Genomic DNA, 18,901 nt, shown 5'->3' with positions numbered 1-18,901 from the left:
ACCATGGCGATCCGGCATTACCTGCAGTTCAGCGATTTCACGGCTGACGAATACCACTACCTGTTCCAGCGCGCGGCGGCCATCAAGGCCAAGTTCAAGGGCTACGAGAAATACCACCCACTCACCGACCGCACGCTGGCCATGATCTTCGAGAAAGCCAGCACGCGCACCCGCGTCAGCTTCGAGGCCGGCATGTACCAGCTCGGCGGCAGCGTGGTGCATCTGACCACGGGCGACAGCCAGCTGGGCCGCGCCGAGCCCATCGAGGACTCGGCCCGGGTCATCAGCCGCATGGTCGATCTGGTCATGATCCGCACCTTCGAGCAAACCAAGATCGAAGCCTTTGCCGCCCACTCGCGCGTGCCGGTCATCAATGGCCTGACCAACGAGTTCCACCCCTGCCAGATCCTGGCCGACATCTTCACCTTCATCGAGCAACGCGGCTCCATCCAAGGCAAGACCGTGGCCTGGGTGGGCGATGGCAACAACATGGCCAACACCTGGCTGCAGGCTGCCGAACTGCTGGGCTTTCGGGTACATGTGAGCACGCCGCGCGGCTATGAAATCGATGAGAAATTGGCCGTTGGGGCAAGTGGGGCAAGCGCTGGCAGCTATCAATTTTTCAGCAACCCGCACGATGCCTGCCGCAGCGCCGATCTGGTCACGACGGACGTGTGGACCAGCATGGGCTTCGAGGCCGAGAACGAGGAGCGCCGACGCGCCTTTGCCGACTGGTGCGTCGATGAAGCCATGATGGCCGAGGCCCGCCCGGACGCGCTGTTCATGCACTGCCTGCCGGCGCACCGGGGCGAGGAAGTCACCGCCGGCGTGATCGACGGCCCCCAGTCCGTCGTCTGGGACGAGGCAGAGAATCGAATGCACGTGCAAAAGGCACTCATGGAGTACCTTTTGCTCGGCCGGATTGCCTGAAGGGCAAGACGGCGGCGCGCCAGCGCCGGCATTCGATTCCGGCGCAGGCTCATGTCCGCGCCAGCGGACGTGAAGTGGCCGCAGGTCACGGGCCGAAGCCACAACGAATGCACGTGCAAAAGGCACTCATGGAGTACCTTTTGCTCGGCCGGATTGCCTGAAGGGCAAGACGGCGGCGCGCCAGCGCCGGCATTCGATTCCGGCGCAGGCTCATGTCCGCGCCAGCGGACGTGAAGTGGCCGCAGGTCACGGGCCGAAGCCACAACGAATGCACGTGCAAAAGGCACTCATGGAGTACCTTTTGCTCGGCCGGATTGCCTGAAGGGCAGGCTCAGCCGCGCATCGGCCCCTGGTGCAGGCGGCAGCCAGCCTGCGCCAGGTCGCGGGCAAAGGCCTGCGAGCGCAGATAGTCCCACTCCACCACCCGCTGCCCGGCCAGCCCGTCGCGCGGCACTGGCGCAGCCGCCGGGTGGCACATCAGCAGGCCGCCATCAGGCAGCTGCGACAGCCAGCGGCGCATGTGGGCGCGATAGGCTGCCACATCCGGCGCATCAAAGGCATAGACGCCGCCAAATCCCCGGTTCATGACCACACCGGCACGGCGCAGCTGGCGCCGGGCCGTCCAGCCGCCCAGCAGCGCAATGGCCGCCGCCTTGGGGCTGCGCCACAGGCTGCCCGCCGGCCAGGTCGAGCGCACCCAGGGCATCTCGTGCGCCCCATAGCGCGCTTGCAGCTCCTGCAACAGCGCCTGGCGCACGCCGGGCAGTTGATGCACGTGCTGATGGCCGTCGATGAAGTCCGGCGGCGTGCCCAGCGCGCGCTCGAAGGCGTCGAGCTGTACGGCCCACTGCGCACGCAGCGCCGGCACGCGCAGGCCGCCGGCGTAGGCGCGGCGCAGCACCTGGCCCAGGGTCAGCGCGCCGCCCTGCACATGGCCATCGTGGCCGCCGTGGCCCTCGGTCAAATTGAAATGCAGGCCTAGCGCCAGCGCTGGCCTCAGCTCGCGCAGCGCCGCTGCTGCAGCCGGCCAGTGCGGCGCCGTGGTCATGCAGCTGGTGGCTGACAGCCGCCCGGCGCGTGCCAGCGCCTGCACAGCCTGATCGACCAGCGGATGCAGCGCATAGTCATCCGCACACAGCACCAGCCGGCGCAGCGGCGGGCCGCCCTTGCCGCCTTCCCCGCGCCGCCCGCTCATGCCGGCCCGGTGGCCCGGAAGGCCCAGAACTTGCTGAACACGAACGTCCCCACCGCCACCAGCAGCAACACCGCCAGCAAACTGACCAGGTAATGCCAGGGCAGCCAGCGCAGGGCCAGGGCGTACAGCAGCTCGTTGGCGGCAAAGGACACGCTGGCCACCAGGAAATAGCGCAGCGCCGCCCGCCAGTGGCGTGCCTGGGCATCGGCAAAGGTCAGCCAGGCGTGGCCGCAGTAGCTCACGCCGAAGGCGACAAAAAAAGCCAGCACATTAGCCAGCAGCGGCGGCACCTGGGCCAGCGCCACCCACAGCGCCACGGCCAGCAGGTGCGTGCTGGCCGCTGCTGCGCCCACGACGATGAACTGCAGGGCCTGCGGCAAGCCCCGCAGCGCCTGCACGGCGCGCGCCAGCATGGGTGGCAAGTCAGCTCTCCCGGCTGCCGTCGCCGCGCAGCGGACTGTGGTCGTCGTCGCGCGCCAGCAGATAGCTGGGCCGGTGCTTGACCTCATCGTAGATGCGCCCGATGTACTCGCCCAGCACGCCGATCGACATCAGCTGCACGCCGGCAAACAGCATCATGCCGGCGGCCAGCGTCGGCCAGCCGTCCAGGTCGTTGCCGAACATGAGCGTCTCCACGGTGATCCAGGCGCCATAGCCCAGCGCGATGAGCGCCACCGCCGTGCCGATGAAGCTCCACACGCGCAGCGGGATAGTGGTGAACGAGGTCAAGCCCAGCAGCGCCAGCGAGCCCAGGCGGCGCAGGTTGAAGCTGGACTGCCCGGCGGCGCGATCCTGCGGCACGAAGGGCAGCGCCGCCGTCTTGAAGCCGACCCAGGCGTACAGGCCCTTCATGAAGCGGTGATGCTCGGGCAGGCTCTTGAGCGCCTCGGCCACGCGCCTGTCCATCCAGCGAAAGTCACCCGCGTGCGGCGGCACCTTGACGCGATTGCCGCTGTTGAGCAGGTGATAGAACAGCTCCGTGCCCAGGCGCTTGGCGCTGCCTTCCGCCGAGCGGTCGGCGATCACTCCATAGACCATGTCGTAGCCCAGCAGCCACAGGCTGTGCATCTCGGGCAACATGGCCAATGGATGCTGGAAGTCGGCATCGATCAGCAGCACGGCATTGCCGCGCGCGTGGTCGATGCCGGCCGACAGCGCCGCCTCCTTGCCGAAATTGCGCGACAGCGCCAGGTAGCGCACCGGCAGGCCCGCCTGCGCCAGCGCCAGTGCCGCATCGTGCGTCCCGTCGCGGCTGCCGTCGTTGACGACGATGATCTCGAACTGCGCCGTCAACTGCCCCACCGCCTGCGCCAGGGCATGGACGAAGGGCTGCAAATTGGCCTCCTCGTTGTAGGCCGGCACCACGCAGCTCAGGCGCAGCGCCGGCCTGGGCAGGGCAGCGGGCGGGGCTGCCGGCGCGTAGTCGGCGTGCAGCGGTCGGGCGTCATCGGTCATCGCGCGGATTGTCCCAAAACTGCGCCCGGCCAGCGCCTCGCCGGCGTCGCGCCCGCCCTACACTTGCGCCCTTGCCAAAAACCCCGGTCGCGCTGTCCAGGCGCGTCCTTTTCCGTTGCAGCCATGGCGACCATCGTCTTTTCCCACGCCAACAGCTTCCCCCTGGGTACCTACCGGGTGCTGTTCGAGCACCTGCGCGCACGCGGCTTCACCGTGGCCGGCCCGCAGCGCTTCGGCCACGACCCACGCTATCCGGTCACCAGCAATTGGCCGCACCTGGTACAGCAACTGGCCGACTTCGCCGCCGAGCAGCAACGCGCCAGTGGCGAGCCGGTCTTTCTGGTCGGGCACTCGCTGGGCGGCATCCTGAGCGCCATGGCGGCTGCGCGCCACCCCGAACTGGCACGCGGCGTGCTGCTGATCGACTCGCCCCTGGTGGGCGGCTGGCGCGCCAGCGCCGTGGGCGTGGCCAAGCGCACGCCACTGCTGGGCGCGCTATCGCCCGGACGCATCAGCCGCGCGCGGCGCAACACCTGGGCCAGCAGCGAAGAAGCTCTGGAGCACTTCCAGCGCAAGAAAATATTTGCCCGCTGGGATCCCCAGGTGCTGCGCGACTATGTGGAGCACGGCCTGCTCGATCAGGACGGCAAGCGCGTGCTGGCCTTCGAGCGCGAGGTGGAGACCGCCATCTACAACACCCTGCCGCACAACCTGGACGCGCTCCTGCGCCGCCACCCGCTGCGCTGCCCGGCGGCCTTCATCGGCGGGCGCTCGTCGGTAGAGATGCGCCAGGTCGGCATGACGCTGACCGAGCGCATCACTCAGGGCCGCATCACGATGCTGGACGGCAGCCACCTGTTCCCGATGGAGCAGCCGCTGACCACGGCGGCAGCGATCGAGGCCGCATTGCTGAATTTGCAAGCCATCAGCCACAAGCACAGCAAAAAAAAATGAGCGTCAGAGGCGAAAAACTCTCCTGCATCATTGCCCAACCAGCTTGCAACAAGTTTTGAACCATCTGACAATAATTTCGTTAGTTTTCATCAACAGGGGCAAGCCCCCAGGAGGAGTTCACCATGCATAGCACAACATTCGGCATTCCCTTGCTTCGGCCAGCACTTTTGTTTGCAGTAAGCTTGGCATGCAGTACGGCGCAAGCCCAGGTGATCGATTTCTCGTCATCGCGCGGAGCGGGCATTTCCCAATCCGATGTGATGATGGAAAACATCCGCATCCGGGTTCCAGTCCCTAACCCCTTTGATCCCGGATCCAGCACCACGGTCGAGAACAGCTACAACGTACGCTTTCGCTTCGATCCCACGACCCTGCATCTGGTGCCCATCGGCATAGACCAGACTGATCCGCAGCAAGCCTGTGCATCAGCCACCGTCTCGGTATTCGATGCCGTGCGCGGCGCGGCTGCCCCCATCGCCAACGCCTCGGTCACTTTGGGCAATCAGACCCTCCAGACCAACGCTCAAGGACAGGTTTCTTTCTCCGGACTGCCTGCCAGCACCTTTACCATCAACGCAGCAGCAAGCGATTACGTCCCAGCCAGCCAAGCCATTGCCCTGTCATGCGACACGCCGGCCAGTACGGCCATTGCACTGTCTCCCTCCAATCCCAACCAAGGAGGGCTGGGAGCAGGGCAGTTCCGCATCATCCTCACTTGGGGCCAAGACCCAGCCGATCTGGACTCGCACCTGACAGGGCCTGGAACCACAGCCGATAGCCGCTTCCACGTGTTTTACGCCAACAAGACAAATGGCGGCGTCTGCGGCCTGGATGTGGACGATGTGACTTCCTTCGGCCCCGAAACCGTCACCTGCCCCAGCACTGGCTCCACCGGCACGCTGCGCCCCGGGGTGTACCGCTACTCTGTACATCACTACTCGGGCCTGACCAACATCGGCGCATCAGGAGCGTCGGTACGCCTGGAATTCGCCAATGGCCAGCAATACCGCTTCACTCCCCCAGCGTTGTCCAATTACCTGGGCAGAAACGATGTGTGGACGGTATTTGAGCTGACCGTCAACAGCAACGGCGCCGTCAGCATGGCACCTGTCGATTCAGTCATGAACAATGTCGGTTCTGGCCAGGTTCGCTCTGGCGACAAGGGTGCTGTCGAGTTGGCCGCACCGCAGTTTGGCCGTGCCGAAGACATGAGCCTGATGCGTGGCCTGAGCAAATAAGCAGCGCACCGGGCGACTCACACGCCCACAGGCCAACATTGCTCCAGCCCGGTTTCGCTCTATCGTCAAGCGAAACCGGGTTTTTATTGAATCACTCAAAAAAGATAGCCCCCAGCGCTTGCCTGATAAGGCTTTGAGCCGGAAAACACTGAAAAATCTTCAGTCTGCCCAGGTCACCAGCCCCGACCAGGCCGTGGCCAGCACCACCAGGCCGAAGGCGATGCGGTAATACGCAAACGGCACGAAGCTGTGCGAGCTGATGTAGCGCAGCAGCCAGCGCACGCACAGCCAGGCACTCAGAAAAGAAAACACCAGCCCCACGGCGAACAGCGGGATGTCGGCGGCGGACAGCAGCGCGCGCTCCTTGTACAGGCTGTAGGCGCCGGCGCCGATCAGCGTGGGGATGGCCAGGAAGAACGAATAGTCCGTGGCGGCCTTGCGCGACAGGCCCAGCAACATGCCGCCGATGATGGTCGCGCCGCTCCTGCTGGTGCCCGGCACCATGGCCAAGCACTGCACCAGGCCGACCTTGAGCGCGTCCAGCGGCCCCATGTCGTCCACGCTCTGGATACGCACGGCCACCTGCTGGCGCCGCTCGGCCCACAGGATGATGAAACCGCCCACGATGAAGGTGCTGGCCACGACGACGGGCGTGAACAGGTGCTCCTTGATGGCGCGGCCAAACAGCAGGCCCAGCACCACGGCGGGGAAGAAGCCGATCAGCACGTTGAGCGCGAAGCGCTGCGCCTGGCGCTGGCTGGGCAGCTGCACCAGCGTCGCGTGGATGCGCTGCCAATAGACCAGGATCACGGCAAAGATGGCGCCAGTCTGGATGGCGATGTCGAAGACCTTGGCCTTGGCGTCGTCGAAGCCCAGCAGGCTGCCTGCCAGGATCAGGTGCCCGGTGGAGGAGATGGGCAAAAACTCGGTCAAGCCCTCGACCACACCCATGATGGCGGCCTTGAGCAGCAATACGGTATCCACGCGCTTTCCTCGTCCTGAATGGTGAAGCCCGCCGGGCGGCGGGAAAAAACGGCGGATTATCGGCCCCACCCTGGCGCGTCCCCGTGCAGCGCCGCCTGCCGCCAGCGCATTCCTGCCGCCTTCCACGCCGCCCCTGGCGCAACTGGCGCCCCCCTGGCGGCCATCCGTCGCATGGCCGTGGCGCACCGCCATCCTGCCCGGCACAGTGCGCGCATCGCACTTTTGCCCGTGCGGCCCACCACACCAGGAGCCTGACATGCGGATGCAGATTGCCATGCACCCACCGCAGATGCCGCGGGGAGCAGCCAGCACTTCCAGCACCGCAACGCCGGCCTGATCCCGCCCACCTCACCCTGCACGACCATGAACCACGACCCCGCAGCCCCCAGCCCACCCCTCGCAGCCGATCTGGAGCGCCTGGCGCAGCGGCGCGCCCGCGCCAAGCTGGGCTGGTATTCGCACGCCAGCGTCTATGTGCTGGTCAATCTGCTGCTGGCCTTCCTGTGCGCACGCAGCAGCTATCCCTGGGCCGTGTACCCGGCCCTGGGCTGGGGCCTGGGCTTGCTGCTGCACGGCGCAGGCGTCTGGCTGGGCGCCCCGGGCGGCGCCCTGTACAGCCAATTGCTGGAGCGCGAGCGCGCTGCGCTGCACGGCAGGCGCCGGCCTTGAGCGCCGGCCCTTTCAACAGCATTGCGGCAAACAAGCCTTTCACGTGCCGGCAAACGCACGTGCGTTGTGCGCCAAGGGTTCGCGGACAGCTCGTCCAGCACGCAACGCACAACGCACAATCGCCCCATGCCCGTCAGCCCGCCCCCCTGCGCCAGCTGCTGCGCGACGGCCTCGTCACCGCAGCGTTCTGCTGCGTCATCGCCCTGGCGCTCACCGTGGGCGGGCACGGCGCCTGGGACGAGCAACTGGTGTATTCGCTGGCCATCGGCGGCGTCGCCTGGCTGGTCATCGAGGCCGGGCGGCTGGCCTTTGCCGCAGATGGTTCCTGGCCGCACGGCTGGCGCGGCGCAGCGCTGGTGGCCGCTGGCAGCCTGGTCGGCCTGCTGCTGGGCTCGGCGCTGGGCGACCGCTACAGCGGCCAGCCGCAGCCCATCTGGCGCAGCCCCTGGCTGGCCTCGACGCTGGTCATCACCGTGCTGGCGGCGGTGGCGGTGTCGTTCTTCATGTACAGCCGTGCCCATGCCCGGCGCCTGGCGCTCGAAGCCGCACAGGCCCAGCGCGACGCCGTGCAGGCCCGCCTGAGCCTGCTGCAGGCGCAGCTGGAGCCGCACATGCTGTTCAACACCCTGGCCAACCTGCGCGCGCTGATCGCCAGCGACACGCCGCGTGCGCTGGACATGCTGGATCACCTGAACGCCTGGCTGCGCGCCACGCTGGGGGCCTCGCGCACTGCGCTGCATCCGCTGGCCGATGAGTTCGCGCTCCTGCAGGACTACCTGGCACTGATCGCCGTGCGCCTGGGGCCGCGCCTGGCCTACCGCCTGGAGCTGCCGCCGGCGCTGGCCACCCTGCCCGTGCCGGCGCTGGTGCTGCAGCCGCTGGTGGAAAACGCCATCCGCCACGGCCTGGAGCCGCAACTGGCGGGCGGCACGCTGCAGGTGCGCGCCGAACTGCTGCCCGGCGCATTGCTGTGCCTGAGCGTGCACGACGATGGCGCCGGCCTGTCCGCCGCGCTGCCGGCCAAGGCCGACAGCAGCACCAGTCACTTCGGCCTGAGCCAGGTGCGCCAGCGCCTGACCGCCCTGTACGGCCCTGCCGGAACTCTCGAATTGATAGCTGGAGACGCTGGTGGTACAAGGGCTAGAGTCATATTTCCCATCAAAAACACCGACCTGGCAGGACAAGCATGACCGCTACCAGCACAGCGCGTGCATTGATTGCCGAGGACGAGCCGCTGCTGGCCGCCGCCTTGGCACGCGAGTTGGCCGCCGCCTGGCCCGGACTGGCCATCGTCGCCAGCGTCGGCGATGGCCTGGCTGCCGAGCACACGGCACTGGCGCTGCGCCCCGACGTGCTGTTCCTGGACATCCGGATGCCCGGCCAGAGCGGCCTGGAGACCGCCGCCGCGCTGGCTGACGCCTGGCCCGCCGACGGCCCGCCTTTTCCGCTGCTGGTCTTCGTCACCGCCTACGACCAGTACGCGGTGCAGGCCTTCGAGGCGCAGGCGCTGGACTATGTGCTCAAGCCGGTGCAGCCCGCACGCTTGCGAAAAACTGTGCAAAAACTCCAGCAAACCCTTGCCAGCCAAGCGCTGACAGCTATCAATCTTGATTCAACCCTGAGCCAGTTGCGCGCCCTGCTGGCAGCGCGGCAGCAGGCCGACGGGCGCGCCAGCGCCGCCACGCCCCTGAGCGTGATCCAGGCCGGCAGCGGCAGTCAGATCGAGCTGGTGCCGTTGGCCGAAGTGGTTTATTTCGAGGCTGCCGACAAGTACGTGCGCGTGGTCACCGCCGCACGCGAGTACCTGATCCGCACCCCGCTCAAGGAGCTGGCGGCACGGCTGGATGCAGGCGAGTTCTGGCAGATCCACCGTGGCACGCTGGTACGCGCAGCACGCATTGCGCGCGCCGAGCGCGACGCGGCGGGCCGCACCTACCTGCACCTGCATGGCCGGCCCGAACGGCTGGCCGTGAGCCGGCTGCACGCCTCGCTGTTCAAGGCCATGTGAAGCGCAGGGGGCCAGCCACGCCAACCGGGCGGGGCCAGGGCCGACGGGGCGACAGGGGAGCGTTGTTCTGGAGATTTGTGCGTAACCCGGCACCAGGGCCGCCGTCTGCAATGCCCTGGATCTGTCACCAAAAGCGCAAGTGCGCCCTTAGAGCGTGTTTACGACTCCCCCGGCTCGCGCTTGCGCGTAGCCATCACGCCATCCTCGGCGGCGGCCAGCGGATCACCCGGCGCCCGCTGGTCGGCGCCCGAGCCAGTCCACTGCGGCGGCACCTGCGAGGGCTGGGTGGTGGCCGGGTTGAAGCGCCGCGCCTGATCAGGCACCAGCGCGCTCACCGGCGCCGGGCGCTGCGGGCGCTTGCGGTTGAGCTCCTGCGCGATCTGCACGGCAGAGGCGGGCCGCCCGGCAATGGTCGGGCGGATGCCGGGGCTGGCCTGCAACTCTTCGGCGCTGGGCGTGCGCGGCAAAAAGCTGTGCGCGTCGGCCAGCGGCCAGTACAGCTTGTAGACGCTGTGCTGGTTGTCCAGGTCGTCCAGGATGGCGCCGAAGCGGATGGTCGGCATGACGGCCGACAGGAGGCGGATGCGCGAGCTGTCGATGCGCCGCACGATGTGGTGCGGCGTGAGCTGGTCGGGGTGCTGCAGGCCGGCGGCCTGCAGCAGCTCTTTCAGTGCGTGCAGCGTGTTGGCGTGGTATTGCGCCACGCGCGTGGCCTTGTCCGGCACCACCAGCGCGCGCTCGCGCAGCGCGTCCTGCGTGGTGATGCCCGTGGGGCACAGCCCCGTGTGGCAGACCTGCGCCTGGATGCAGCCCAGCGCCATCATGAAGCCGCGCCCGGAGTTGCACCAGTCGGCGCCCAGGGCAAACATGCGCGCCAGGTCGAACGAGTTGATGACTTTCCCAGCTGCGCCGATCTTGATGCGATGCCGCAGGTTCACGCCGATCAGCGTGTTGTTGACCAGGTGCAGGCCCTCCTGCACCGGTGCGCCCATGTGGTCGGCGAACTCGATGGGCGCCGCGCCCGTGCCGCCCTCGGCGCCATCGACCACGATGTAGTCGGGCGTGATGTCGGTCTCCAGCATGGCTTTCACGATGGCGAACCACTCCCAGATGTGGCCGATGCACAGCTTGAAGCCCACCGGCTTGCCGCCCGACAGCTCGCGCAGCTGCACGATGAAGTGCATCAGCTCGATGGGCGTGGAAAACGCGCTGTGCGACGACGGCGAGACGCAGTCCACGCCCACCGGGATGCCGCGCGCCGCCGCAATCTCGGGCGTGACCTTGGCGCCCGGCAACATGCCGCCGTGGCCCGGCTTGGCGCCCTGGCTGATCTTGATCTCGATCATCTTGACCTGCGGCTCGCGCGCCTGTTGCGCGAAGCGCTCGGCGTTGAAGCTGCCGTCGTCGTTGCGGCAGCCGAAGTAGCCCGAGCCGATCTCCCAGATCAGGTCGCCGCCGTGCTCGCGGTGGTAGCGGCTGATGCCGCCCTCGCCGGTGTCGTGGGCAAAGCCGTCCATCTTGGCGCCCTTGTTCAGCGCCAGCACGGCGTTGGCCGACATGGAGCCAAAGCTCATGGCCGAGATGTTGAAGACGCTGGCGTTGTAGGGCTGGGTACAGGGCGAAACCCCGTCCTGCCTCTCGCCCGGCTGGCCGCCGATCCAGATGCGGAAGTCGTGCGAGTCGATGTGCGTGGTCTGCATGGAGTGGTTGATCCACTCGTAGCCCTTGGCGCCCACGTCCAGCTTGGTGCCGAAGGGCCGCACGTCGGGCTCGCCCTTGGAGCGCTGATAGACCACCGAGCGCTGGGCGCGCGTGAAGGGCTCGCCCTTGTCCACATCGCCCTCGATGAAGTACTGGCGGATCTCCGGACGGATGAATTCCAGCCAAAAGCGCATGTGCCCCAGGATGGGATAGTTGCGCAGGATGGCGTGGCGCGTCTGGCGCAGGTCGCGCAGGCCCACCAGCGTGAGCGCTCCCGAGGCCAGCGCCAGCGCCAGCGCTGCGCGGCTGGCCGGCATCAGCGCCAGCCACAGCACGCTGGCCAGCGCCAGCAGGATGCACAGGGCCAGGGTGCTGTAGCGCACGCTGTTGACGAAGTAGGCATGGAGCTTCAAGGCAGTCCTTTCGCTGGCGGCAGGGCAGCAGCCGCAGCCGCGCAGGGGCGAATGATGTCCCCCGGCCCGGCGCCACGCCTCGGCATTATCCCCAGCCCCCGGCAGGGACGCCGCCACGACGGGCGCGACAGGCCAGCCGGCGTTTCGCGTGTAGGCTGCGCCGCCATGCCCGACACCTCCTCGCCCCCAGCCCCGAGCCGCAGCGCATCGACCCCCAGCGAACGCCTGGCCCTGCGGATGCTGCTGGCGCTGACCTCGGGCTTTGCCCTGAGCAATGCCTTTCGCACCGTGGCCGCCATCCTGGCCACGCCGCTGCAGGCGCAGTACGCCCTGTCGCCGCAGGAGCTGGGCCTGTTTGCCGGCGCCTTCCACTTCGCCTTTGGCGCCATGCAGATCTTCATGGGCATAGGCATAGACCTGTACGGCGTGCGCCGCACCATCCTGACGGCCTTTCCGCTGGCCATAGCCGGGGCTGTGTTGTCGGCGCTGGCGCCCAGCTTCGGCTGGCTGATGCTGGCGCAGGTGCTGATCGGCGTGGGCTGCGCACCGGCCTTTCTGGTCTGCACGGTGTTCATCGCCCGGCACTTCGCGCCGCAGCGCTTTGCCTCGGTCTCGGGCACGGCCATGGCCGTGGGCACTCTGGGAATGCTGTTCACCGGCACGCCGCTGGCCTGGCTGGTCGAGCAGTGGTCGTGGCGCGCCGGCTTTGCCGTGCTGGCGCTGCTGGCCGTGTGCGCCTGGCTGTGGATGTGGCGCGGCGTACACGAGCCCGTCGGCGCCCCCGCGCAGGGCGCTGCCGCACGCGAATCCGTGGGCCAGGCGATCCGGCGCTTCGGCACGCTGTTCACCCTGGCGCACACCTGGGGCATCGTGGCCCTGGGGGCGGTGACCTATGCCGCGCTGATCGCGCTGCGCGGCCTGTGGCTGGGGCCGCTGCTGGTGGCGCGCCACGACTGGTCGCTGGTGGCCGGCGGCAACGTGGCGCTGGCGCTGTCGCTGGTGGCGCTGGCCGGGCCGATATTGTTTGGCCGCCTCGACCCCGGGCCGGCGCGGCGCCGGCGCTGGCTGGTGGCCTGCACGCTGGCCATGGCGGCGCTGTTCGTCGGCTTGGCGCTGGGGCTGTCGCCCTGGCTGGACGTGGCGCTGATGCTGGCCGTGGGCCTGCTGTCGGGCTTCATCGTGCTGCAGTACGCCGATGTGCGCACCGCCTATCCGGCAGACCTCACGGGCCGGGCCATGGCGGTGTTCACCATGGCCATGTTCCTGGGCGTGGCGGCCATGCAGTGGTTCACCGGGCTGGTGGCGTCGCTGGCGGCGGGCCGGGTGGCCGATGTCTTCGTGCCGGTCATGCTGGCCATTGCCGCGCTGCTGGCGCTGGCCGCTGCCGCCTTTGCCTGGCTGCCCAAGCCGCCTGCCCAGCCCTGAAAAAGCATAAAAACCAGCTCAAACCCTTGCCAGTCAAGCGCTGACAGCTATATAAAAAATAGCAATCATTCGGCAGCGCTGCCGCCCCGGTACAGCCACGGCACGTCCAGCAGCCGCGCACCCAGCAGCCGCATGGCCGTATCGCGCCCCCAGCGTACCGGCCCGCGCGCGTGGAAGATGACGCCGTTGCGCCGGGCGCGCTCCTGCACCCGGGCGTTGCGCTGCCAGCGGTTGAGGGCGTAGCGGCGCAGGCGCAGCACCACCTCCAGCTCGCTCATGGCCAGGGAGTGCTGCAGTTGCGTGGCGTCCTCAATGGCCATGCCGGCGCCCTGGGCCAGGTAGGGACGCATGGGGTGGGCGGCATCGCCCAGCAGCGCCACCAGGCCCTGCGCCATCTGGTGCGCGCCGGCCACGGGCGGGCGATCGAGCAGCGGCCACAGGCGCCAACCGCTGCCGGCATGTGGCACGGCGCGGATCAAGTCCTGCAGCGGCGCGCAGGTCTGCGCCAGCGCTGCCTCCAGCTCGGCGGCGTTGGCGCCGTGATCCCAGCTGTCTAGATCGGCCGGCGCCTGGCCGTGCCGGATGGCGATGATGTTGAGCAACTCGCCCCGGCGCACCGGGTAATGCACCACGTGCAGGCGCGGCCCCAGCCAGGCCGTGACCTGCATGGAGCGCAGCGCCGCCGGCAAGTCCTGCTGCGCCACCACGGCGCGATAGGCCAGGTGGCCGGACGAGCGCATCGGCTCCTGGCCAGCAGCTGCGTGCGGATGCGGCTGCGCAAGCCGTCGGCGCCCAGCAGCGCATCGCCCTCGACTTCGATGCTTTTGTCCCCCCGCCCGGCCTCGTCCGCCGGGCAGGACAGGCGCAGCGTGACCACCCCGCCCTCCTGGCGGCAGTCCAGCGCCGTATGGTTCAGGCTCAGGTGGACATTGGCTTGCTGCCGGGCGGCGTCCAGCAGCAGACCCTGCAGGTCGGCGCGGTGGATAGCGGCGTAGGCTGCGCCGTAGCGCTGCGCGATGTCGGCACCCAGGCGCATGTGGGCCAGCTCGGCGCCGCTGCGCGCGCTGCGCACCGCGATGCGCTCGGGGAAGGCAGCCACAGCCTGCAGGGCGTCCCGCAGGCCCCAGGCCTGCAAGCAGCGCACGACGTTGGGGCCGAGCTGCACGCCGGCGCCGACCTCGGTGAAGGCCGGTGCGCGCTCGTACAGGCGCACGTCCCAGCCGGCGCGGGCGCTGCCCAGGGCGGCGGCCAGGCCACCGATGCCGCCGCCGGCGATCAGGATCTGTTTCTTCAGCATGGCGCGATTGTCACGCCATGCCCGGCCTGCCCTGAAGCGTCACGGCACACGCGCCGGCATCACTGCGTCAGCAGCTGGCGCAGCACATACGGCAGGATGCCGCCGGCGCGGTAGTAGTCCACTTCGATGGGCGTGTCGATGCGCAGGGTGAGCTTTACTTCCTGCACCACGCTGCCATCGGCGCGGCGGATGCGCAGCAAGGCTTCGCTTTGCGGCGTGAGTTGGGCGTCGGCCTCGATGTCGATCAGCTCGTCGCCCTTGAGGCCCAGGGTCTGCCAGGAGTCGTTGCCACGGAATTGCAGCGGCAGCACGCCCATGCCGACCAGGTTGGAGCGGTGGATGCGCTCGAAGCTCCTGGCCACCACGGCCTTGATGCCCAGCAGTTGCGTGCCCTTGGCGGCCCAGTCGCGGCTCGACCCCGTGCCGTACTCCTCGCCGGCAAAGACCACCGTGGGCGTGCCCTGCTCGATGTAGCCCATGGCGGCGTCGAAGATGGACATGCGCTCGCCCCGCTGCGGGCCGTCGCCCTGGAACAGGGTGTAGCCGCCCTCCTCGCGCGAGCCGTCCTCCAGCGGCGGGATCATCAGGTTCTTGATGCGCACGTTGGCAAAGGTGCCGCGCATCATCACGTCGTGGTGACCCCGGCGCGAGCCGTAGCTGTTGAAGTCCAGCCGCGCCACGCCGTGCCCGGTCAGCCAGCGCCCGGCGGGCGAGCTGTCCTTGATCGAGCCGGCCGGCGAGATGTGGTCGGTGGTGATGGAGTCGGCAAACAGCGCCATGATGCGCGCACCCTGCACGGATTCAGCATCTTTTTGGCCTCCAGCCCTTTGCTGGTCAGCGCTGCCAGCTACGTTTTCGAGAGTGAACTCATCGAAGTACGGCGGCTCGGCGATGTAGGTGCTCTGCGGCCAGGAGTACACGTCGCCGGTCACGCCGTGGATGCTCTCCCACAGCTGGCCAGGCTCGGTCTTGACGCGGGCGTAGTTCTCGCGGAAAGCCTTGCCGTTCATGGCGTAGTGCATGAGGGCGTGGATTTCCTCGGCCTTGGGCCAGATGTCGCGCAGATGCACCTCGCGCCCGTCATGGCCGCGACCCAGGCATTCGGTGGTCAGGTCGCGCAGCATGGTGCCGGCAATGGCGTAGGCCACCACCAGCGGCGGACTGGCCAGGAAGTTGGCCTTGATGTTGGGATGGATGCGCGCCTCGAAGTTGCGGTTGCCCGACAGCACCGCCGCACACACCAGGTCATTGCGCGTGATGACGTCGTTGATCTCGGGCGCCAAGTCGCCGGCGTTGCCGATGCAGGTCGTGCAGCCGTAGCCGGCCAGGGCGAAGCCGAGCTTTTCCAGATACGGCAGCAGGCCGGTCTGCGTCAGGTATTCGGTCACCACGCGCGAGCCGGGCGCCAGCGAGGTCTTGATGTGCGGCTGCACCGTCAGGCCCGCCTCCACGGCTTTTTTCGCCAGCAGGCCGGCAGCCAGCAGCACGCTAGGGTTGGAGGTGTTGGTGCAGCTGGTGATGGCAGCGATCAGCACGTCGCCATTGCCCAGGCTGAAGTCGGCCTCCTCGGCCGGCAGGGCCGAGGCATCGCTGGCCTCGTCGTGCATGATCTTGGGGTTGGGCTTGTTGTTCTGCATCTCCTCCAGGAAGCGCGGCGCGCCTGGAGGGGTGGGCGGCGATTCGCGCGGCAGGTTGCTGGTGACATCGCCGTGGCGCACGTGGTGACGGGTTTTCAGCAGCTCGGCGGGCAGGTTGAAGCCACCCTCGGACATGGGCTTGGAAAACAGCGAAGTGAACTGGCGGCAGACGTTTTCCAGCTCGATCCTGTCCTGCGGACGCTTGGGGCCGGCCAGGCTGGGCGTGACGTTGGCCAGATCCAAACGCACGACCTGCGAATATTCAATGTCGCCGGCCTTGGGCACGCCGAACAGGCCCTGGGCGCGGAAGTAGGCCTCCAGCGCCTCGATGGCCTCGTCGCTGCGGCCCGTGCCACGGAAATAGTCCAGGGTCTTTTCATCGACCGGGAAAAAGCCCATGGTCGCGCCGTATTCGGGCGCCATGTTGCCGATGGTGGCCCGGTCGGGCAGCGACAGCGAGCGCGTGCCCTCGCCGAAGAATTCGACGAACTTGCCGACCACCTTGGCCTGGCGCAGCATCTCCGTCACCGTCAATACCAGGTCGGTGGCGGTGACGCCCTCGCGCAGTTCGCCCGTCAGCTCGAAGCCCACGACGTCAGGGGTGAGGAAATACACCGGCTGGCCCAGCATGGCAGCCTCGGCCTCGATACCGCCCACGCCCCAGCCGACCACGCCGATGCCATTGATCATGGTGGTGTGGCTGTCGGTGCCGACCAGGGTGTCGGGGTAATGAATGCCGTTCTTGCCCTGATGCACCCCGGGCGCCAGATATTCCAGGTTGACCTGGTGCACGATGCCAAAGCCGGGCGGCACCACGCCAAAGGTTTCAAAGGCCTGCATCCCCCATTTCATGAATTCGTAGCGCTCGCGGTTGCGATGGAATTCGAGTTTCATGTTCAGATCGAGCGCATCGCGCGTGCCGTAATGATCGACCATGATGGAGTGATCGACCACCAGATCGACGGGCACCAGGGGTTCGATGCGGCGCGGCTCCTTGCCCAGGCGCTGCGCGGCGCTGCGCATGGCGGCCAGATCGACCAGCAGCGGCACGCCGGTGAAATCCTGCAATACCACGCGCGAGACGATGAAGGGGATTTCATCCTTGCGCGGCGCCGTGGGCTGCCATTGAGCCAATTGCGCCACGTGCTCGGGCGTGACCTTGCGGCCATCGCAATTGCGCAGTACCGATTCGAGCACGATGCGGATGGAAACCGGCAGCCGGCTGACCGAGGGAAACTGCCTTGCCAATGCGGGCAATGAGAAGAACCGGCCCTGCTTTCCCGACGCAGTGGTGAAGGTATCGAGCGTGACAGCAAAGGCGTGGCCGCCCAGATCCTGGGTTCTGTCTTGCGGGGATGAGGACATATGCGGGTCTCCGGTTCGTTGTCAGGAGCCGACATTCTGGCAGCCTCGCCCTGCAAAGCCAATGAACGCCCTGCGCCTGCCTGTGCGTATCGGCGGGAAAGCCGCCGGCATCCGACCTGGGTACAGGCCCCAGGCCTACGTAGAAGCCGCAAACCCCAGCACTGCAGTTGTGATAAGCCTATTGGCCACAGCAGGAATGCAAAGGCAGCGCATACACAAAAGCCCGCGCATGGCGGGCTTGGGTGCAGAGGTTGCCGGCGCAGGCGCAATGCCTTGTGCTCAAATGGCGAATTGCTCGCGATCCTGGTTCTGGATCCAGCGCGGCGGCTTGCCCCGGCCCGTCCAGGTCTTGCCAGTGGCCGGATCGCGGTATTTGGGCGCCACCTTGGGGCTATCAGCTGCAGCAGAGCGCACCGAGGGCTTGCCTGCGGGGAATACATCCTGGGCAGTCAGGTTGAATTCCGTCACTATTTCACGCACGCGGGCAACGGCAGCGCTGACTTCGCGTCGATGCGCTTCCTTGATTCGCTGCTCCAGCGCCTCGCGCTCCTTGAGCAATTCGCGGTAGCTGACTTCTTCATTCATGATGGCACTCACAAGTGTTGGTTAAAGTGATTTGGCGAGCCGATTATAGCCATTCAAAAGCGCATCGAAATGAAATTCTTCCATGCCTGCCTTCAAGGCATTCCCGGAGGCAGCCAGATGAATAATCACGCCAGGGGCGGATCGGGCATTGACCTGCCACCTGGCGTGATTCCCGGATAACCGATACCAAGGAACGATATGAGTGTCTATTGCATGGGCGACTTGCAGGGCTGCCATGACGCATTCGAGCGGATGCTGGCGGAAATCGGTTTTTCGCCCAGCCGCGACAGGCTTTATCTGCTGGGCGATCTGGTCAATCGGGGGCCGCAGTCAGCCCAGGTGCTGCGCCACTGCCGCACCCTGGAGGACAGCGTCTTTCCGGTGCTGGGCAATCACGACCTGCATTTGCTGGCCGTGGCGCACGGCGCGCGCAAACCCTCGCGGCGCGACACGCTGGAGAGCATCCTGCAGGCGCCGGACTGCGCCGAGCTGCTGCAATGGCTGCGCCGCCAGCCCTTGGCGCGGCGGGTGGAACACGGCGGCGGCGCGTTTCTCACCCTGCACGCCGGAGTGCTGCCGCAATGGGATGCCGCCCTGGTGCTGGAGCTGGCCGGGCAGGTGCAGCAGGTGCTGCAGAGCGCACAACTGCCCGATTTTCTGGCGCAGATGTACGGCAACGAGCCGGCAGTCTGGAGCGATGGGCTGGCCGGTGCCGGGCGTCTGCGCGTCATCGTCAACGCCTTGACGCGGCTGCGCTTTTGCACGCCGCAGGGCCACATGGACTTCGACAGCGCCGAGAGCGCACAGCAGGCCCCAGCCGGCCTGGTGCCCTGGTTCGAGGCACCTGGGCGCCGCAGTGCCGACACGCTGATTGCATTCGGCCACTGGTCAACCCTGGGCCTGCTCGATCGCCCGCATCTTCTGGGGCTGGATACAGGCTGTGTGTGGGGCGGTGCGCTGAGCGCAGTCCGCCTGGGGGCAACTCTTGATGAGCGGGAGTTCTTTCAGGTGCGCTGCCCCCAGGCGCAGGCTCCCGGATGAGCCG

Annotated in this window: 15 protein-coding genes and 1 pseudogene; 8 read left to right on the top strand and 8 right to left on the bottom strand. The window is 67.5% G+C overall.

Annotation, left to right across the window (positions count from 1 at the left end; translation table 11 throughout):
• The first annotated feature begins 3 nt into the window (after nt 1–3).
• Entirely contained in the window at nt 4–930 is a 927-nt protein-coding gene (gene argF, locus IDM45_RS01270; RefSeq protein WP_209421297.1) for an ornithine carbamoyltransferase, read from the top strand.
• A gap of 331 nt (nt 931–1,261) precedes the next feature.
• Here the strand turns inward: argF and IDM45_RS01265 are convergent, their stop codons facing one another.
• From IDM45_RS01265 to IDM45_RS01255, 3 genes are read right to left on the bottom strand one after another with little or no spacing between them, the layout of a single operon-like run.
• On the bottom strand, nt 1,262–2,125 hold the full coding sequence (locus IDM45_RS01265; protein ID WP_209421296.1) for a ChbG/HpnK family deacetylase: 864 nt from the start codon (nt 2,123–2,125) through the stop codon (nt 1,262–1,264).
• Entirely contained in the window at nt 2,122–2,538 is a 417-nt protein-coding gene (locus IDM45_RS01260; RefSeq protein ID WP_209421295.1) for a GtrA family protein, read from the bottom strand. The genes IDM45_RS01265 and IDM45_RS01260 overlap by 4 nt, the downstream gene beginning before the upstream one ends.
• 10 nt (nt 2,539–2,548) lie before the next feature.
• Nucleotides 2,549–3,580 (bottom strand): glycosyltransferase family 2 protein, encoded by a 1,032-nt coding sequence (locus IDM45_RS01255; RefSeq protein WP_209421294.1) that lies wholly within the window; start codon nt 3,578–3,580, stop codon nt 2,549–2,551.
• A gap of 123 nt (nt 3,581–3,703) precedes the next feature.
• On the opposite strand from IDM45_RS01255, the gene IDM45_RS01250 reads away from it, so the two are divergent.
• Both IDM45_RS01250 and IDM45_RS01245 read left to right on the top strand, forming a co-directional pair.
• Nucleotides 3,704–4,534: an alpha/beta fold hydrolase gene (locus tag IDM45_RS01250; protein ID WP_209421293.1), complete on the top strand. Its 831-nt coding sequence runs from the start codon at nt 3,704–3,706 to the stop codon at nt 4,532–4,534.
• Between the two features lie 122 nt (nt 4,535–4,656).
• The gene (locus IDM45_RS01245) at nt 4,657–5,772 is read left to right on the top strand and encodes a carboxypeptidase regulatory-like domain-containing protein (RefSeq protein ID WP_209421292.1); all 1,116 of its coding nucleotides are present in this window, start codon (nt 4,657–4,659) and stop codon (nt 5,770–5,772) included.
• 159 nt (nt 5,773–5,931) lie between these two features.
• On the opposite strand, the gene IDM45_RS01240 is transcribed toward IDM45_RS01245, so the two are convergent.
• Complete coding sequence (locus IDM45_RS01240) at nt 5,932–6,756, bottom strand: undecaprenyl-diphosphate phosphatase (RefSeq protein WP_209421291.1); 825 nt, start codon at nt 6,754–6,756, stop codon at nt 5,932–5,934.
• Nucleotides 6,757–7,119: 363 nt separating this feature from the next.
• Here IDM45_RS01240 and IDM45_RS01235 point away from each other — a divergent pair, with 363 nt between their 5' ends.
• From IDM45_RS01235 to IDM45_RS01225, 3 genes are read left to right on the top strand one after another with little or no spacing between them, the layout of a single operon-like run.
• Nucleotides 7,120–7,425 (top strand): 2TM domain-containing protein, encoded by a 306-nt coding sequence (locus IDM45_RS01235; RefSeq protein ID WP_209421290.1) that lies wholly within the window; start codon nt 7,120–7,122, stop codon nt 7,423–7,425.
• Nucleotides 7,426–7,484: 59 nt separating this feature from the next.
• Entirely contained in the window at nt 7,485–8,615 is a 1,131-nt protein-coding gene (locus IDM45_RS01230) for a sensor histidine kinase (RefSeq protein WP_325168931.1), read from the top strand.
• Nucleotides 8,612–9,433 (top strand): LytR/AlgR family response regulator transcription factor, encoded by an 822-nt coding sequence (locus tag IDM45_RS01225; protein WP_209421289.1) that lies wholly within the window; start codon nt 8,612–8,614, stop codon nt 9,431–9,433. Before IDM45_RS01230 ends, IDM45_RS01225 begins: the two co-directional genes overlap by 4 nt.
• Before the next feature lie 158 nt (nt 9,434–9,591).
• Here IDM45_RS01225 and IDM45_RS01220 read toward each other — a convergent pair whose 3' ends face one another.
• On the bottom strand, nt 9,592–11,547 hold the full coding sequence (locus tag IDM45_RS01220) for an FMN-binding glutamate synthase family protein (protein ID WP_232653623.1): 1,956 nt from the start codon (nt 11,545–11,547) through the stop codon (nt 9,592–9,594).
• Between the two features lie 165 nt (nt 11,548–11,712).
• On the opposite strand from IDM45_RS01220, the gene IDM45_RS01215 reads away from it, so the two are divergent.
• Nucleotides 11,713–12,972: an MFS transporter gene (locus IDM45_RS01215; protein WP_209421288.1), complete on the top strand. Its 1,260-nt coding sequence runs from the start codon at nt 11,713–11,715 to the stop codon at nt 12,970–12,972.
• Between the two features lie 65 nt (nt 12,973–13,037).
• Here the strand turns inward: IDM45_RS01215 and IDM45_RS01210 are convergent.
• The 3 genes and pseudogenes from IDM45_RS01210 to IDM45_RS01200 all read right to left on the bottom strand — a co-directional run bounded on the left by IDM45_RS01210 (nt 13,038) and on the right by IDM45_RS01200 (nt 17,856).
• A pseudogene (locus IDM45_RS01210) lies at nt 13,038–14,266 on the bottom strand (FAD-dependent monooxygenase).
• Nucleotides 14,267–14,328: 62 nt separating this feature from the next.
• The gene (locus tag IDM45_RS01205) at nt 14,329–17,271 is read right to left on the bottom strand and encodes an aconitate hydratase (RefSeq protein ID WP_209421287.1); all 2,943 of its coding nucleotides are present in this window, start codon (nt 17,269–17,271) and stop codon (nt 14,329–14,331) included.
• A 279-nt stretch (nt 17,272–17,550) separates the two neighbouring features.
• Nucleotides 17,551–17,856 carry an H-NS histone family protein gene (locus IDM45_RS01200; protein WP_209421286.1) on the bottom strand — a complete coding sequence of 102 codons (306 nt, stop codon included), beginning with the start codon at nt 17,854–17,856 and terminating at the stop codon, nt 17,551–17,553.
• A 198-nt stretch (nt 17,857–18,054) separates the two neighbouring features.
• On the opposite strand from IDM45_RS01200, the gene IDM45_RS01195 reads away from it, so the two are divergent.
• The gene (locus tag IDM45_RS01195; RefSeq protein ID WP_209421285.1) at nt 18,055–18,897 is read left to right on the top strand and encodes a symmetrical bis(5'-nucleosyl)-tetraphosphatase; all 843 of its coding nucleotides are present in this window, start codon (nt 18,055–18,057) and stop codon (nt 18,895–18,897) included.
• Nucleotides 18,898–18,901 lie beyond the last annotated feature (4 nt).

The sequence above is a fragment of the Melaminivora jejuensis genome, assembly GCF_017811175.1.
In the GTDB taxonomy this organism is placed as follows: Bacteria; Pseudomonadota; Gammaproteobacteria; order Burkholderiales; family Burkholderiaceae_C; genus Melaminivora; species Melaminivora jejuensis.
The sequence above is the reverse complement of the archived record's forward strand: the minus strand, read 5'-3'. Positions and strand labels throughout refer to the sequence as shown.